Annotated in this window: 14 protein-coding genes; all 14 read right to left on the minus strand. The window is 61.1% G+C overall.

Annotated features, from left to right (window positions below; genetic code table 11):
- Nucleotides 1–4 precede the first annotated feature (4 nt).
- Nucleotides 5–1,672, minus strand: a complete 1,668-nt coding sequence (locus IHQ71_RS11975; protein ID WP_258162176.1) for a ribonuclease J — start codon at nt 1,670–1,672, stop codon at nt 5–7.
- Nucleotides 1,672–2,451: a biotin--[acetyl-CoA-carboxylase] ligase gene (locus IHQ71_RS11980; RefSeq protein WP_258162177.1), complete on the minus strand. Its 780-nt coding sequence runs from the start codon at nt 2,449–2,451 to the stop codon at nt 1,672–1,674. Before IHQ71_RS11980 ends, IHQ71_RS11975 begins: the two co-directional genes overlap by 1 nt.
- Nucleotides 2,451–3,896, minus strand: coding sequence for an NADH-quinone oxidoreductase subunit NuoN (gene nuoN, locus IHQ71_RS11985; protein ID WP_258162178.1), 1,446 nt, complete (start codon nt 3,894–3,896; stop codon nt 2,451–2,453). The genes IHQ71_RS11980 and nuoN overlap by 1 nt, the downstream gene beginning before the upstream one ends.
- A gap of 11 nt (nt 3,897–3,907) precedes the next feature.
- Nucleotides 3,908–5,419 (minus strand): NADH-quinone oxidoreductase subunit M, encoded by a 1,512-nt coding sequence (locus IHQ71_RS11990; RefSeq protein ID WP_258162179.1) that lies wholly within the window; start codon nt 5,417–5,419, stop codon nt 3,908–3,910.
- On the minus strand, nt 5,419–7,455 hold the full coding sequence (gene nuoL, locus IHQ71_RS11995) for an NADH-quinone oxidoreductase subunit L (RefSeq protein ID WP_258162180.1): 2,037 nt from the start codon (nt 7,453–7,455) through the stop codon (nt 5,419–5,421). The genes IHQ71_RS11990 and nuoL overlap by 1 nt, the downstream gene beginning before the upstream one ends.
- Before the next feature lie 7 nt (nt 7,456–7,462).
- Nucleotides 7,463–7,771 (minus strand): NADH-quinone oxidoreductase subunit NuoK, encoded by a 309-nt coding sequence (nuoK, locus tag IHQ71_RS12000; RefSeq protein WP_258162181.1) that lies wholly within the window; start codon nt 7,769–7,771, stop codon nt 7,463–7,465.
- Nucleotides 7,772–7,788: 17 nt separating this feature from the next.
- Nucleotides 7,789–8,403, minus strand: coding sequence for an NADH-quinone oxidoreductase subunit J (locus tag IHQ71_RS12005; RefSeq protein WP_258162182.1), 615 nt, complete (start codon nt 8,401–8,403; stop codon nt 7,789–7,791).
- Nucleotides 8,404–8,542: 139 nt separating this feature from the next.
- The gene (gene nuoI / locus IHQ71_RS12010) at nt 8,543–9,034 is read right to left on the minus strand and encodes an NADH-quinone oxidoreductase subunit NuoI (RefSeq protein WP_258162183.1); all 492 of its coding nucleotides are present in this window, start codon (nt 9,032–9,034) and stop codon (nt 8,543–8,545) included.
- 50 nt (nt 9,035–9,084) lie between these two features.
- Entirely contained in the window at nt 9,085–10,128 is a 1,044-nt protein-coding gene (nuoH, locus tag IHQ71_RS12015; protein ID WP_258162184.1) for an NADH-quinone oxidoreductase subunit NuoH, read from the minus strand.
- A gap of 17 nt (nt 10,129–10,145) precedes the next feature.
- Entirely contained in the window at nt 10,146–12,227 is a 2,082-nt protein-coding gene (gene nuoG / locus IHQ71_RS12020; RefSeq protein WP_258162185.1) for an NADH-quinone oxidoreductase subunit NuoG, read from the minus strand.
- A gap of 15 nt (nt 12,228–12,242) precedes the next feature.
- Nucleotides 12,243–12,704 (minus strand): DUF3291 domain-containing protein, encoded by a 462-nt coding sequence (locus IHQ71_RS12025; protein ID WP_258162186.1) that lies wholly within the window; start codon nt 12,702–12,704, stop codon nt 12,243–12,245.
- The gene (locus IHQ71_RS12030; protein ID WP_258162187.1) at nt 12,704–13,345 is read right to left on the minus strand and encodes a hypothetical protein; all 642 of its coding nucleotides are present in this window, start codon (nt 13,343–13,345) and stop codon (nt 12,704–12,706) included. Before IHQ71_RS12030 ends, IHQ71_RS12025 begins: the two co-directional genes overlap by 1 nt.
- 9 nt (nt 13,346–13,354) lie before the next feature.
- Nucleotides 13,355–14,659, minus strand: a complete 1,305-nt coding sequence (gene nuoF, locus IHQ71_RS12035) for an NADH-quinone oxidoreductase subunit NuoF (RefSeq protein WP_258162188.1) — start codon at nt 14,657–14,659, stop codon at nt 13,355–13,357.
- A 4-nt stretch (nt 14,660–14,663) separates the two neighbouring features.
- Nucleotides 14,664–14,918: a hypothetical protein gene (locus tag IHQ71_RS12040; RefSeq protein WP_258162189.1), complete on the minus strand. Its 255-nt coding sequence runs from the start codon at nt 14,916–14,918 to the stop codon at nt 14,664–14,666.
- Nucleotides 14,919–14,926: the final 8 nt, after the last annotated feature.

Below are 14,926 nucleotides of genomic sequence, written 5' to 3' on the forward strand. Positions count from 1 at the left end.
GTTCTTAGACTCGGGTGACGAAAACCGTTACAACCGGCTTCTTACCCCAACTGTGGTTCGCTGCCGCCCGGACCGATCGCCGCACCGCTTCCTTGACCATGTCGAGATCCTTGCGCCGGACGCGCGGAATGCTTTCGACCGCGCCGAGAATGGCGTCATACAGCAGGTCTTCCATGTCCTCGCCTTCCTCGTCGAAGGCCGGCAGGCCGATGGCCGTGACGTCAGGATCGTCGACGAACTCGTAGCGGGTGTCGAGAATGACATTGACCGCGACATGACCGACGAAGGAGAGCTTGCGACGGTCGCCGATGCCCATCTCGTCGAATTCGCCGACCAGCTTGCCATCCTTGAAGATGCGGCCATGCGGCGCTTCATCGACGATCTCGGCGGGGCCGGGAGCCAGCCGCATCATGAAACCGTTGCGGACCTCGGCGACTTGCGGAATACCGACAGAGCGTCCGAGTTCGGCCTGCGCCACGAGATGGGCGGCCTCGCCATGCACCGGCACCAGCACCTGCGGCCGCACCCATTCATACATGCGCTTGAGCTCGTTGCGCCGGGGATGGCCGGAGACATGCACCAGCGCATCGGTATCGGAGATGACGATCATGCCCTGGTCGATCAGCGCGTTCTTGATATCGAGGATTGCCTTCTCGTTGCCCGGGATGGTGCGTGAGGAGAAGACAAAAGTGTCACCCTTGGTGAAGCCGATACCGCGCATCTCGTCGCGGGCAATCTTGGCAAGCGCCGCACGCGCCTCGCCCTGGCTGCCGGTGAGAATCACGACGGATTTTTCGCGCGGCAGGAAGCCGAACTCATCCTCGGCAACGAAAGGCTTGATACCCTCCATCAGGCCGAGATCGCCCGCCACCTGGGTGGTCCGCCGCATCGATGTGCCGAGCAGGAGAACCTCGCGGCCCGCCTTTTCGGCGGCCATGGCGATCGACTTGATGCGGCCGACATTCGACGAGAAGGTGGTGATCGCCACCCTGCCCTCGGCGCGCTCGATAATATCCTGCAGTCCCTTGGAGACCTCGAGTTCGGATGGCGACTCGCCTTCGCGCTGCGCATTGGTGGAATCGCAGACAAGCGCCAGCACGCCCTCGTCGCCGATGGCGCGGAACTTCTTTTCGTCGGTGCCCTTACCCATGGTCGGGCCGGGATCGATCTTCCAGTCGCCGGTATGGACGACGTTGCCGAGCGGCGTGCGGATGATCAGCGCCATCGGTTCGGGAATCGAATGGGCGACCTCGACCGGCTCGATGGTGAACGGCCCGACCGTCACCTTCATGCCGACCTGCAGATTCTTGACCGGGATCGGATCGCCGGAATCGTCGTAGTCGCCCTTGGCTTCGAGCAGCCCGGCGGTGAAGGGCGAGGCATAGAGCGGCACGCGGAGCTTCGGCCACAGGTCCTTGACCGCGCCGTAATGGTCTTCATGCGCATGCGTGATGAACATGCCGAGCAGGTTATGCTTCTCGCCGATGATGAAGCGGATATCAGGCAGCACGAGATCGACGCCGGGCAGATCAGGACCGGGGAAGGACACGCCGCAATCGACCATGATCCACTGGCGCTTCTGCGCTGGGCCGAAACCGTAGAGCGCCAGATTCATGCCGATTTCGCCGACGCCGCCCAATGGCAAGAATACCAGTTCGTCCGTGCCCGCCATCAATGTGATCCATCATTTCGAGAAAAAAAGACATCGCCCGAGGCAATGCGCATTGTGTCGCCGGAATCGAGCCGGAGCGCGAGCAATCCGTCCTTGTCGATGCCGGCAAATATGCCGGAAATCGACCTGTCTGGCAAATTGACCGTGATCGGCTGGCCGATGCCATGGACGAGCGCTTTCCACTGCGAAACGATCTCCGAAACGCCCTCCCCACGATCCCAGACGTCGAGCGCACCAGCGAGTTCTATCATCAGATGGGCGAAAAGCGTGTCTGGAGAGGTCGAGACGCCGGCCTCGGAAAGCGAGATCGCCGGATAGAGCGGATTGTCGGGCTTGTGGGCGATATTAACGCCGCAGCCGATAACCACGGCGCTCCTGCCGTCCGCAAGAGTCTCGGCCTCGATGAGGATGCCGGATACCTTTCGGCGATCGACCAGGATGTCGTTCGGCCATTTGATTGCCACCCGGTCCCCGCCATAAGGCATCTCCGAAACGATCGCGCGATAGAGCGCCAGCGCCACGACGAGCGGCAGCGATGCCAGCTCGGCCTGCGGCGCGGGGTCGATCAGCAGCAGCGAGGCATAAAGATTGCCGGGCTCGGACACCCAGACGCGGCCACGGCGGCCACGACCGCCGAGTTGCCGCCGCCCGGTGATCCAGAGCTTGCCCGGATCCCCGGCGCGGGCATGTTCGAAACACACCGTATTGGTGGATGTGACGTCATCGAGGGCAATGTGCCGGAACGTCTCCGGCGCGTGTGCGCCCGCGGAATTCGCCATCAGAACAGCGATGCCGCCGCCGCCTCGGCCGCGGCACCGATGCGTCCGCCGAACACGACATAACCGACGACGAACAGGCCTGACAGGCCGTAGACCAGCTTGAGCGTACCCGGTGCCCGGCCGACCGTGATCGTCGAAGCGTCGAACCACATCAGCTTGACGATGCGGAGGTAGTAATAAGCGCCGACGACGGAGGCGAGCACGCCGATGACCGAAAGCGCGTAGAGCCCGGCCTTTATGGCGGCGACAAAGACGAAGTACTTGGCGAAGAACCCTGCCAGCGGCGGAATGCCGGCGAGCGAGAACATCAGGATCGTCAATACCGTCGCCATCACGGGATTGGTGGTCGAGAGGCCGGCCAAGTCATCGACCCGTTCCAGCGCTTCGCCCTCGGGCGTGCGCATGGACAGGATGACGGCGAAGGAGCCGAGCGTCATCACCATGTAGATTGCCATGTAGAGCGCGACGCCCGACACGCCTTCCTGATTGCCGGCGGCAAGGCCGACCAGCGCGTAACCGACGTGGCCGATCGAGGAATAAGCCATCAGCCGCTTGATGTTGGTCTGGCCGATGGCGGCGAAAGAGCCGAGCACCATCGAGGCGATCGAAATGAACACCACGATCTGCCGCCAATCGGCGAAGACGGGTTGGAAGGCGTCGATCGAGATGCGAACCGTCATCGCCATGGCGGCGACCTTGGGGGCTGCTGCGAAGAAGGCGGTGACCGGGGTTGGCGCGCCTTCATAGACGTCCGGCGTCCACATGTGGAACGGCACTGCGGAGATCTTGAATGCGAGGCCGGCAAAAACGAAGACCAGGCCGAAGACCAGGCCGAGCGAACGGGTTTCGGCGGCGAGCGCCTGTGCGATCTGTGGGAAAGCAGTATGGCCGGTGAAGCCATAGACCAGCGACATGCCGTAGAGCATCATGCCCGAGGACAATGCACCGAGGACGAAGTATTTCAGGCCCGCTTCCGTCGACTTGGCGGACTCCCGGTTCATCGCGGCGACGACATAGAGCGAGAGCGATTGCAGCTCGAGCGACATGTAGAGCGAGATCAGGTCGTTGGCCGAGATCATCAGCAGCATGCCGAGCGTGGCAAGCACGATCAGCACCGGATATTCGAACTTGTCGATCTTCTCGGCCCGGGCCATGGCGATCGACATGATCAGCGCACCCGCCGAGCCGACCAGCACCAGAATCTTCATGAAGCGGCCGAAGCCATCGGAGATGAAGGCATTGCCATAGGCGCCGCCATCGGCCGGATTGAACAGGATCCAGCCGCCCGCCATGATGATGACCAGCACTGCGAGCCAGGACACGGGTTCCGAGGATTTCTCGCCTGCAAACACGCCGACCATGAGCAGCAAGAGCGCACCGACAGCGAGGATCAACTCCGGCGCCGAGAGTGTGAAGCTTGCAAGGATTGTGCTTTCAACGGTCATTTTGCAGTATCCTAGTGCGCCGTGGACGCGACATCATGGGCTGCCTGGATGGCCGCCGTGTAATTGTTGACGAGAAGATCGACGGACGCCGCGGTCGCATCGAAGACCGGCGCGGGATAGACGCCGAAGAAGATGGTCAGCACAACAAGCGGATAGAGGATCAACTGCTCGCGCGGGCTGAGGTCCAGCATCGCCTTCAGCTTTTCCTTCTCCAGCGCCCCGAAGATCACCCGTCGGTAGAGCCAGAGCGCATAGGCCGCCGAAAGGATCACGCCGGATGTCGCGAAGATTGCCACCCAGGTGTTGGCGCGGAAGGCGCCGAGCAGGGTCAGAAACTCGCCGACGAAACCGGACGTGCCGGGCAGACCGACATTGGCCATGGTGAAGACCATGAAGGCGACGGCGTATTTCGGCATGATGTTGACGAGGCCGCCATAGGCGTCGATGTCGCGGGTATGCATGCGGTCGTAGATCACGCCGACGCAGAGGAAGAGCGCGCCAGAGACGATGCCGTGCGACAGCATCTGGAACAATGCGCCCTGTACACCCTGCACATTGGCGGCGAAAATGCCCATCGTCACATAGCCCATATGGGCGACCGAGGAATAGGCGATCAGCTTCTTCATGTCCTCCTGCATCATCGCCACCAGCGAAGTGTAGATGATCGCGATGATGGAGAGCGCGAAGACGAAGGGTGCGAAATACTCAGATGCCAGCGGGAACATCGGCAGCGAGAAGCGGAGGAAACCGTATCCGCCGAGTTTTAGCAGGATGCCCGCCAGAATGACGGAGCCCGCCGTCGGTGCCTGGACGTGCGCATCCGGCAGCCAGGTATGAACCGGCCACATCGGCATCTTCACCGCGAAAGAGGCGAAGAAGGCGAGCCACAGATATGTCTGCATCTGCGGCGGGAACTTGTGCGCCAGGAGCGCCGTGATGTCGGTCGTGCCGGCATCCCAGTACATCGCCATGATGGCGAGCAGCATCAGCACCGAGCCGAGCAGAGTGTAGAGGAAGAACTTGTAGGATGCGTAGACCCTGTCCTTGCCGCCCCAGACACCGATGATGATGAACATCGGGATCAGGCCGGCTTCGAAGAACACGTAGAACAGCACGATATCGAGCGACACGAAGACGCCGAGCATCAGCGTTTCGAGCAGCAGGAAGGCGATCATGTATTCCTTCAGCCGGTTCTCGATCGAGGTCCAACTCGCCAGCACGCAGAACGGCATGAGGAACGTGGTCAGCACCACGAACAGCATCGAGATGCCATCGACGCCGAGATGGTAGGAAATTCCGGTGTTCAGCCAATTCATCTTCTCGACGAATTGGAAGCCGGCATTGGCATTGTCGAAGCTGATCCAGACGACCAGCGACAGAAGGAAGGTGGCAACCGTCGTGAACAGCGAGATATAGAGCACGTTCTGGCGTCCGCTCTCGCCGTCGCCGCGCATGGCGAGCAGGATCGCCACGCCGACCATCGGCAGGAAGGTGACCGTTGAAAGAAGTGGCCAATCGGTCATCAGAAGGAACTCCCGAGCATCATCCAGGTAACAAGGCCGGCGATACCGATCAGCATCACGAAGGCGTAGTGATAGAGGTAACCGGTCTGCACGCGCACAACCTGGCCGGTGACATCGACGACGCGCGCGGCAATACCGTTCGGCCCGAGCCCATCGATGACGGTGCCGTCACCCTGCTTCCACAGGAACCGGCCCAGCCATTTCGAGGAACGGACGAACAGGAAGTCGTAAAGTTCGTCGAAATACCACTTGTTGAGCAGGAACTTGTAGAGACCGCTCTGCTGGCGGGCGAAGTAGCCCGGCAACTCCGGAGAACGGATGTAGAAGAGGTAGGCGACCGCCAATCCGATCACCATGGCGATGAAGGACGACCATTTCACCAGCAGCGGGACGTGGTGATAGTGCTCTAGGATTTCATTGCCGGGCGCAGTGAACAGCGCGCCCTTCCAGAAACCAGCATATTCCTCGCCGAAGAAGTTGCCGTGGAAGATCACGCCGGCGAGCAGCGCGCCGATGGCGAGCAGGTAGAGCGGCACAAGCATGACATTCGGCGATTCATGGACGTGATGCATCACGTCATGCGACGCACGCGGCTTGCCGAAGAAGGTCATGAAGATCAGACGCCAGGAATAGAAGCTGGTGAACACGGCGGCGATGACCAGCAGCGAGAAGGCGAAGCCGGCGAGCGGGCTGTGGGCTGCCCAGGACGACTCGATGATCGCGTCCTTCGAGAAGAAGCCCGATGTGCCGATCAGCGTGCCGGGAATACCGACGCCAGTGATGGCGATCGTACCGATGATCATCATCCAGAAAGTTTTCGGGATATGTTTGCGCAAGCCGCCCATGTAACGCATGTCCTGCTCGTCGGAGACGGCGTGGATGACCGAGCCGGCGCAAAGGAACAACAGCGCTTTGAAAAAGGCGTGCGTGAACAGGTGGAAGATCGCCGCGCCATAGGCACCGAGACCGAGCGCCACGAACATGTAGCCGAGCTGTGAGCAGGTCGAATAGGCGATGACGCGCTTGATGTCGTTCTGCACGAGCCCGACCGAGGCCGCGAAGAAGGCGGTGATGGCGCCCACGAACGTCACGACCATGAGCGCCGTATGCGAATGTTCAAACAACGGCGACATGCGGGCGACGAGGAAGACGCCGGCGGTGACCATGGTCGCGGCATGGATGAGGGCCGAGACCGGGGTCGGGCCTTCCATTGCATCAGGCAGCCAGGTGTGCAGCAGGAACTGCGCCGACTTGCCCATCGCGCCCATGAAGAGCAGCAGGCAGACGCCGGTGACCGCGCCAGCCTTGTCGAGATGATAGCCGAACAGGGTCAGTACCGTATCGCCTGCGACATGCGCCGCACCTTCGGCGGTGGCTGCGGCTTCCGCACCATGCTCGGCGGCAGCCGGCACATAGGTCGCGGCGGCCGCGAAGATCGATTCCAGGTTGATCGAGCCGAACAGTACGAAGCAACCCGCGATACCAAGCACGAAGCCGAAGTCACCGACGCGGTTGACGATGAAGGCCTTGATTGCGGCGGCATTGGCCGACGGCTTCTTGTACCAGAAGCCGATCAGCAGATAGGACGCGAGACCGACGCCTTCCCAGCCGAAGAACATCTGCAGCAGATTATCAGCGGTCACCAGCATCAGCATGGCGAAGGTGAAGAGCGAGAGATAGGCGAAGAAGCGCGGCCGGTGCGGATCGTGGTGCATGTAGCCGATCGAATAGACATGCACGAGGCTCGACACCGAGTTGACGACGACGAACATCACGGCGGTCAGCGTATCGATGCGCAACGCCCATTCGACATCGACGCCGCCGGACTGGACCCAGCGCATGACGGGAACGGTGATATGCTGACCGTTCTCGCTCATCGCAACGTCGAAGAAGACGTACCACGACAGCACCGCCACGATCAGCATCAAGCCGGTCGTGATATATTCAGAAGCTTTGGCGCCGATCGACGAACCGCCGAGACCGACGATGAACGCGCCGAGAAGAGGCAGGAAGACGATGAGTTTATAGATGAGCATAGCGTCCTCAGCCCTTCATCATATTGACGTCTTCGACGGCGATCGTCCCGCGGTTGCGGTAGAAGACGACGAGAATTGCAAGACCGATCGCAGCTTCCGCAGCCGCAACGGTCAGGATAAACAGAGCGAACACCTGGCCGGTGATGTCGTTCAGGAAGGACGAGAAGGCCACCATGTTGATGTTGACGGCGAGCAGCATGAGCTCGATCGACATCAGGATGATGATGACGTTCTTGCGGTTCAGGAAGATGCCGAAGACGCCCAGCATGAACAGGATGGCGCTGACGGTGAGGTAATGGCCGAGAGTGATTTCCATTTGACTTGTCCTTCGCCTCAGAGGCCCTCACCGGGTTTCGGATTGACAACCGCGATCGCGGTTTCAGGCGTGCGCGCCACCTGGCGGGAAATATTCTGGCGCTTGATGTCGGTGCGATGCTTGAGCGTCAGCACGATCGCGCCGATCATGGCGACCAGCAGAACGAGCCCGGCGATCTGGAAGAAATAGACGTAGTGCGTATAGAGCACGTCGCCGAGAGCAGCCGTATTGGTTCGTTCGGTAACGGGTGGGATCGGCATCGCAATGGTCTTGGCGATCTCCGGCGTGAAGCTCGAGCCGCCGATCACGATGACCAGTTCGGCGGCGAGGATCAGGCCGATCAGCACGCCGATTGGCGCGTAGTCCAGCGCAGTCGCGCGAAGCTTGGTGAAATCGATATCCAGCATCATGACGACGAAGAGGAACAGAACCGCCACGGCGCCGACATAAACGACGAGCAGGATCATCGCCAGGAATTCGGCGCCGGTCAGCAGGAACAGCCCCGCCGCATTGACGAAGGTCAGGATCAGGAAGAGCACGGAGTGAACCGGATTCTTCGCCCAGATGACCATGAACGCCGACGCCACTGCGACGAACGCGAACAGATAGAAAAACAGAGCCTGCAGACCCATAATGGCGCCTTTTTCGTCCCCGGGCGATGAGGCCTGACGGCCCTGCCCTGTCCTTGCCCGGAGCGGATGCTTTGTCCGCCGCCGTGGCCTTCCTTAGAATTCCACCCGGCGCGAACCGGGCAATCTCATGTTCGACGGATCAGCGGTAAGGCGAATCCATAGCGATGTTGCGGGCGATTTCCCGCTCCCACCTGTCGCCGTTCTCAAGAAGCCGCTCCTTGTCGTAGTAGAGCTCCTCGCGGCTTTCGGTGGCGAATTCGAAATTCGGACCCTCGACGATCGCGTCCACCGGGCACGCCTCCTGGCAGAAGCCGCAATAGATGCACTTCACCATGTCGATGTCGTAACGCACCGTGCGGCGGGTGCCGTCGTTGCGGCGCGGCCCGGCTTCGATGGTGATCGCCTGGGCAGGACAGATCGCTTCGCAGAGCTTGCAGGCAATGCAGCGTTCCTCGCCGTTCGGGTAGCGGCGCAACGCATGCTCGCCACGGAAACGCGGGCTGAGCGGGCCTTTTTCGAAGGGATAATTGATCGTCGCCTTGGCCTTGAAGAAATAGCGCATCGTCAGGAAAAACGCGCCGATGAACTCCAGGAGAAACAGCGAGCGGATGGATTGCTTGATCGTGCTCATGCCAGAACTCGCGGCAGGCGTCGAAGCGACAGCGTGATCGTGACCGGCCATTATGCCCACCCCGTCAATTTAAGTACGAATGCAGTGATGACGACCATGGCCAGCGAGAGCGGCAGGAACACCTTCCAGCCCAGGCGCATCAGCTGGTCGTAGCGGTAGCGCGGCACGAAGGCCTTCACCATGGCGAACATGAAGAAGCACATGCACACCTTGAGAAGGAACCAAACGATGCCAGGCACCCAGTTGATCAGCCAGAAATCCACCGGCGGCAGCCAGCCGCCAAGAAATAGGATCGTGGTCAGCGAGCACATCAGCACGATGGCCGCGTATTCGCCGAGCATGAACATCATGTATGGCGTCGAGCCATATTCGACCATGAAGCCCGCGACCAGTTCCGATTCCGCTTCCGGAAGGTCGAAAGGTGGGCGGTTGGTCTCTGCAAGCGCCGAAATGAAGAACACGATGAACATCGGAAACAGCGACAGCCAATGCCAATCCAGGAAGGACGGGATCAGGCCGAGCTTGGTGCCGAGGCCATCCTGCTGTGCGAGCACTATGTCGGTCAGGTTCAGCGAACCGACGCAGAGCAGCACGCAAACGATGACGAAGCCGATCGAGACTTCATAGGATACCATCTGTGCCGCAGAGCGCAGCGCGCCGAGGAACGGATATTTGGAGTTCGACGCCCAGCCGCCCATGATCACGCCATAGACCTCGAGCGAGGAAATAGCGAAGACGTAAAGGATGCCGACATTGATATTGGCGATCACCCAACCATTGTTGAGCGGGATGACGGCGTAGGTCGCAAGCGCCAGCGTCACGGCCACCAGCGGGGCCAGCAGGAATACGCTTTTGTTGGCGCCCGAAGGAATGACCGGCTCCTTGAGCACGAACTTGATCAGATCGGCGAAGGACTGGAAAAGCCCGAACGGACCCACCACGTTCGGTCCCCGGCGCAACTGCACGGCGGCCCAGATCTTGCGGTCGGCCAGCAGGATGAAGGCGATGAAGATCAGAAGGGTCACGAGCAGCAGCAGCGACTGCGCGACCATGATCAGAAGCGGCCAGACATAGGTTGAAATGAATGCGTCCATAATCCCTTGCCTTCAGCCTATTCCGCCGCAGCTTTGAAGTTGTTGCGGGCCAGCGCAGAGCACTCCGCCATGACGGCCGAAGCGCGCGCTATCGGGTTCGTCAAATAGAAGTCTTTGACCGGAGAAGCAAACCCGGACTTGCCCATTTTCCTCGGTTTTTTCGCCACTGCGGCAATTTCGTCGGCTCCGCCCTGCTTGATCTCGTCCTCATCAGCGAGATGCGGGAACGCGGCATAGAGTTTCGAGCGCAATTGCGAAAGCGAATCAAAGGGCAAGCGCTTGCCGAGCGTGTCGGAGAGCGCCCGGATGATAGCCCAGTCTTCCCTTGCATCGCCCGGCGCGAAATTGGCGCGCTGGCTCATCTGCACCCGGCCCTCGGTATTGACGAAGATGCCCGACTTTTCCGTGTAGGCGGCACCCGGCAGGATGACATCGGCGTTCGATGCGCCATTGTCGCCATGCGAGCCGATATAGACGGTGAGGTTCGCGCCCTTCTTGGAAAGGTTGATCTCGTCGGCGCCGAGGAGGAAGAGGACGTCCATCGTGGTGACCTGCGTTGCCGCATCCACACCGTTCACGCCCGGCACGAAGCCGATGTCGAGACCACCGACACGCGAGGCTGCCGTGTGCAGCACGCCCAGGCCGTTCCAGCCATCCTTGATCGCGCCTGCCGCGTAAGCAAGCGAGGCGATGCTTGCCAGAACGCCCTTACCATCATTGCGCGATAGAGCGCCCTGCCCGACGACGATCATCGGCTTCTTGGCGCGCTTGAGCTTTGAGAAGAACTTCGACGTTCCATCGACCACTTCGGTCAACGTTTCCGGGCCGGCGCCGAGATATTCGTAATCGTAGCGCAGGTCCGCCTGTTCGCCGATCAGACCAACAGGGAATTCGCCACGACGCCAGCGCTTGCGGATGCGGGCGTTGAGGATCGCCGCTTCCCAGCGCGGATTGGCGCCGATGATGAGCAGCGCGTCGGACTCTTCGATCCGCGCGATGGTCGGGTTGAAGATGTAGCTCGAACGGCCGAAGGACGGATCGATCGCTGAGCCATCCTGCCGGCAATCGACATTTTCGGAGCCGAGCGCCTTCATCAGTTCGCCGAGCGCATACATTTCCTCGACGGTCGAAAGGTCACCGGCGATGGCACCGATCTTGTCGCCCGTCGTGCTCGCCACCGCCGACCTGATGGTCGAGAAGGCTTCCGCCCAGGTCGCGGGCACCAGACGGCCGTCCTTGCGGACATAGGGCCGGTCGAGACGCTGGGTCCTGAGGCCATCCACCACGTGGCGGGTCTTGTCGGAAATCCATTCCTCGTTGATGTCCTCGTTGACGCGCGGCAGGATGCGCATGACCTCGCGGCCACGGCTGTCGATGCGGATCGCGGAGCCCAGCGCATCCATCACGTCGATGGATTCGGTCTTGTTGAGCTCCCAGGGACGCGCCGTGAACGCGAACGGCTTGGAGGTCAGCGCACCGACCGGGCAGAGATCGACGACATTGCCCTGAAGCTCGGAGGTCATCGCCTGTTCGAGATAGGTGGTGATCTCGGCATCCTCGCCACGGCCGATCAGGCCGAGCTCGCTGATACCGGCAACTTCGGTGGTGAAGCGGACGCAACGCGTGCAATGGATGCAGCGGTTCATCACGGTCTTGACCAGCGGTCCGATATACTTGTCTTCGACGGCGCGCTTGTTCTCGGAATAACGCGACGCATCGACACCGAAGGTCATCGCCTGGTCCTGCAGGTCGCATTCGCCGCCCTGGTCGCAGATCGGGCAATCCAGCGGATGGTTGATCAGCAGGAATTCCATCACGCCTTCGCGGGCCTTCTTGACCATCGGCGTGTTGGTGAAGATTTCGGGAAGCTCGCCATTCGGGCCGCCGCGGACGTCGCGCACGCCCATGGCACAGGAGGCCGCAGGCTTCGGCGGTCCACCCTTCACCTCGATCAGACACATGCGGCAATTGCCGGCAACCGACAGCCGCTCGTGAAAACAGAAGCGCGGAACTTCGGCACCGGCCTCCTCGCACGCCTGCAACAGCGTGAAGTGATCCGGCACTTCGATTTCTTTTCCGTCAACTTTCAGCTTCGTCATATTCGCCTTCCCGCCTCACGCACAACGCGCTTCAAGCCAGAGCCTTGCCTGCGGCACATAGGACCAGCCGAAGGCCTGGTCGCTATCGCCATATTGATTGAGATGATCGAGCCGGTCCTTGGCTTCCGCCAGTGTCGGCTCGTGCCCGTCCTCGACCGGCCACATCACGAAATTCTGCTTTTCCAGCACTTCGAACCACTGTTCGCGACGCTCGTAGAACGTCTTGTGCACCGTCTTCCAGACGAAATTCTCGAGCGAACCGATATCGCTCCAGACACTGAGATTGGGCACGATCTTCGGGTCGTCGTAGACCTGAATGTCAGTGGCGTTACCGGCGTCCCCCTTGAGCCGCCAGACAAAGCCCGGCATGCGTTCTGCAATCCCGTTGACCATGTCGAGCGCCATCACGAAACGCCGCACACGCGGATCGTCGATCGGATAACGGAGGTGCCCCACATTGAACTCCGCAAGCTGCATCAGCCCTTCCCTCCGGAAAGTGCCTTCGCCTGCCCTGCCCAATCATCGCGCATCACCCGGCCTTCGAGGCCGAGTTCGCCATCGAGTTTCTTCAGCGCCGCCTTGCTGAGGCCCGCGATGTCGCCAAATCGAGCGATGCCGCGATCGTTCAGAACCTTTTCAAGCCGCGGGCCGATGCCCGGGATCTTCTTGAGGTCGTCGCCGGACGCAGAAGCCATTTCCGCCTTCGCCGCTGCAACTTTCGGGGCGACAGGCTTGGTTTCGACTTTGCTGGCCACAGGCTTGACGGTCGCAGCTTTACGCGCCGGTACCTTTGCAACGGGAGCTTTGGCAACAGGCGACTTAACGGGCGCGTGCGGCTTGGTCTCCTGCACAGGACGTAACGGAACGACATTGCCCGTGGTTTCAGCCTGCGGCTTCACCTCGGCCTTGGTCGGCGCGTCGGCTTGAGCCGGACCGCGCAAAGCCCCGAGCATCATCCCGGTCATCTGGGCGGCAACACTCATGCCATACGCTGTGAACACGGTCATCGCAGCCGCCTGTTCGGCGAAGAGCTTGGCCGAGGACTCGGCAAGATTCGAGAACGAGGCGGCTTCGTCAGCCACCCCCTTCTTGTCATCCTGTTTGCCGGCCTTGACCATCATCATCCCTTACTCGGCGGCTTCGAGAACCGCGCCATGGGCGCTGGCATTGCGGGTATACTCGTCGATACGGGCTTCCATGACCGGCCGGAAGTGGCGAATCAGGCCCTGGATCGGCCACGCGGCCGCATCGCCGAGCGCACAGATCGTGTGACCTTCCACCTGCTTGGTGACCTGGAACAGCATGTCGATCTCGCGCTTCTGCGCCTGGCCGCGCACCATGCGCTCCATCACCCGCATCATCCAGCCGGTGCCTTCGCGGCACGGCGTGCACTGGCCGCAGCTCTCATGCTTGTAGAAGGCCGAGAGGCGCCAGATCGCTTTGACGATATCCGTCGATTTATCCATGACGATGACAGCCGCCGTGCCGAGGCCCGAACCATGCTCGCGCAGGCCGTCGAAATCCATGACCGCGGCGCGCATGGTGACGCCCGGCACGCAAGGCACCGAGGCACCACCGGGGATGACGGCAAGCAGGTTATCCCAGCCGCCGCGAATGCCGCCGCAATGCTTCTCGATCAGTTCCTCGAAGGTGATCGACATGGCGTCTTCCACCGTGCAGGGACGATTGACGTGGCCGGAGATCGAATAGAGCTTGGTGCCGACATTGTTCGGACGGCCGAAGGACGCGAACCAGGTTGCGCCACGGCGCAGGATGGTCGGCGTCACCGCGATCGACTCGACATTGTTGACCGTCGTCGGGCAGCCATAGAGGCCCATATTGGCCGGGAACGGCGGCTTGAGGCGCGGCTGGCCTTTCTTGCCCTCGAGGCTTTCGAGCAGCGCGGTCTCCTCGCCACAGATATAGGCGCCCGCGCCGTGATGAACGAAAATATCAATATCGTAGCCGAGCTTGTTGTTTTTGCCCAGCAATCCGGCCTCGTAGCATTCGTCGATCGCCGCCTGCAGCGCCTCGCGCTCGCGGATGAACTCGCCGCGCACATAGATATACGCGACATGGGCGGCCATGGCGAACGAAGCCACGACGCAACCCTCGATCAACGTATGCGGATCGTGGCGCATGATGTCGCGGTCCTTGCAGGTACCGGGTTCGGATTCGTCGGCATTGACCACGAGGTAATGCGGACGGCCGTCGTTCTCCTTCGGCATGAAGGACCATTTGAGGCCGGTCGGGAAGCCGGCGCCGCCACGGCCGCGCAGGCCCGAGGCCTTCACCTCGTTGACGATCCAGTCGCGGCCCTTTTCGAGCAGGCCCTTGGTATTGTCCCAATGGCCACGCGCCATCGCGCCCTTCAAGGATTTGTCCTTGAGGCCGTAGATGTTGGTAAAAATGCGATCCTTGTCAGTCAGCATGGCGTCATTCCGCGGGTTCATCGATTATTTCGAGGCGCTTCTCGATCCGCTTGAGGCGACCGTCGAGATGGCCCAGAGAAATGTAGATATTGGCAGTGTCACCATGTGCTGCATCGACGCTCGAAGACAGACCACGCAGTTGCGTGGTCATCGATGCGAGCCGATTGTCCACCTCACCGAGCTTGTGGTCGATATTGGTAAGTCGACCCTGCATCTGCTTCAAGACTTCGTATATCAGTTCGTTGGTGACTTCCGCCATGATTGATC

It is taken from the genome of Rhizobium sp. TH2 (assembly GCF_024707525.1).
Lineage (GTDB): Bacteria > Pseudomonadota > Alphaproteobacteria > Rhizobiales > Rhizobiaceae > Rhizobium_E.

Excerpts from the sequence above, each read along its gene's own strand:
- IHQ71_RS12040 (WP_258162189.1), bottom strand. The coding sequence starts at position 14,918 with ATGGCGGAAGTCACCAACGAACTGATATACGAAGTCTTGAAGCAGATG.
- nuoF (WP_258162188.1), bottom strand. The coding sequence starts at position 14,659 with ATGCTGACTGACAAGGATCGCATTTTTACCAACATCTACGGCCTCAAG.
- nuoK (WP_258162181.1), bottom strand. The coding sequence starts at position 7,771 with ATGGAAATCACTCTCGGCCATTACCTCACCGTCAGCGCCATCCTGTTC.
- IHQ71_RS11975 (WP_258162176.1), bottom strand. The coding sequence starts at position 1,672 with ATGGCGGGCACGGACGAACTGGTATTCTTGCCATTGGGCGGCGTCGGC.
- IHQ71_RS12025 (WP_258162186.1), bottom strand. The coding sequence starts at position 12,704 with ATGCAGCTTGCGGAGTTCAATGTGGGGCACCTCCGTTATCCGATCGAC.
- nuoI (WP_258162183.1), bottom strand. The coding sequence starts at position 9,034 with ATGAGCACGATCAAGCAATCCATCCGCTCGCTGTTTCTCCTGGAGTTC.
- IHQ71_RS12030 (WP_258162187.1), bottom strand. The coding sequence starts at position 13,345 with ATGGTCAAGGCCGGCAAACAGGATGACAAGAAGGGGGTGGCTGACGAA.
- IHQ71_RS11980 (WP_258162177.1), bottom strand. The coding sequence starts at position 2,451 with ATGGCGAATTCCGCGGGCGCACACGCGCCGGAGACGTTCCGGCACATT.
- nuoL (WP_258162180.1), bottom strand. The coding sequence starts at position 7,455 with ATGCTCATCTATAAACTCATCGTCTTCCTGCCTCTTCTCGGCGCGTTC.
- IHQ71_RS11990 (WP_258162179.1), bottom strand. The coding sequence starts at position 5,419 with ATGACCGATTGGCCACTTCTTTCAACGGTCACCTTCCTGCCGATGGTC.
- nuoH (WP_258162184.1), bottom strand. The coding sequence starts at position 10,128 with ATGGACGCATTCATTTCAACCTATGTCTGGCCGCTTCTGATCATGGTC.
- nuoG (WP_258162185.1), bottom strand. The coding sequence starts at position 12,227 with ATGACGAAGCTGAAAGTTGACGGAAAAGAAATCGAAGTGCCGGATCAC.
- IHQ71_RS12005 (WP_258162182.1), bottom strand. The coding sequence starts at position 8,403 with ATGGGTCTGCAGGCTCTGTTTTTCTATCTGTTCGCGTTCGTCGCAGTG.
- nuoN (WP_258162178.1), bottom strand. The coding sequence starts at position 3,896 with ATGACCGTTGAAAGCACAATCCTTGCAAGCTTCACACTCTCGGCGCCG.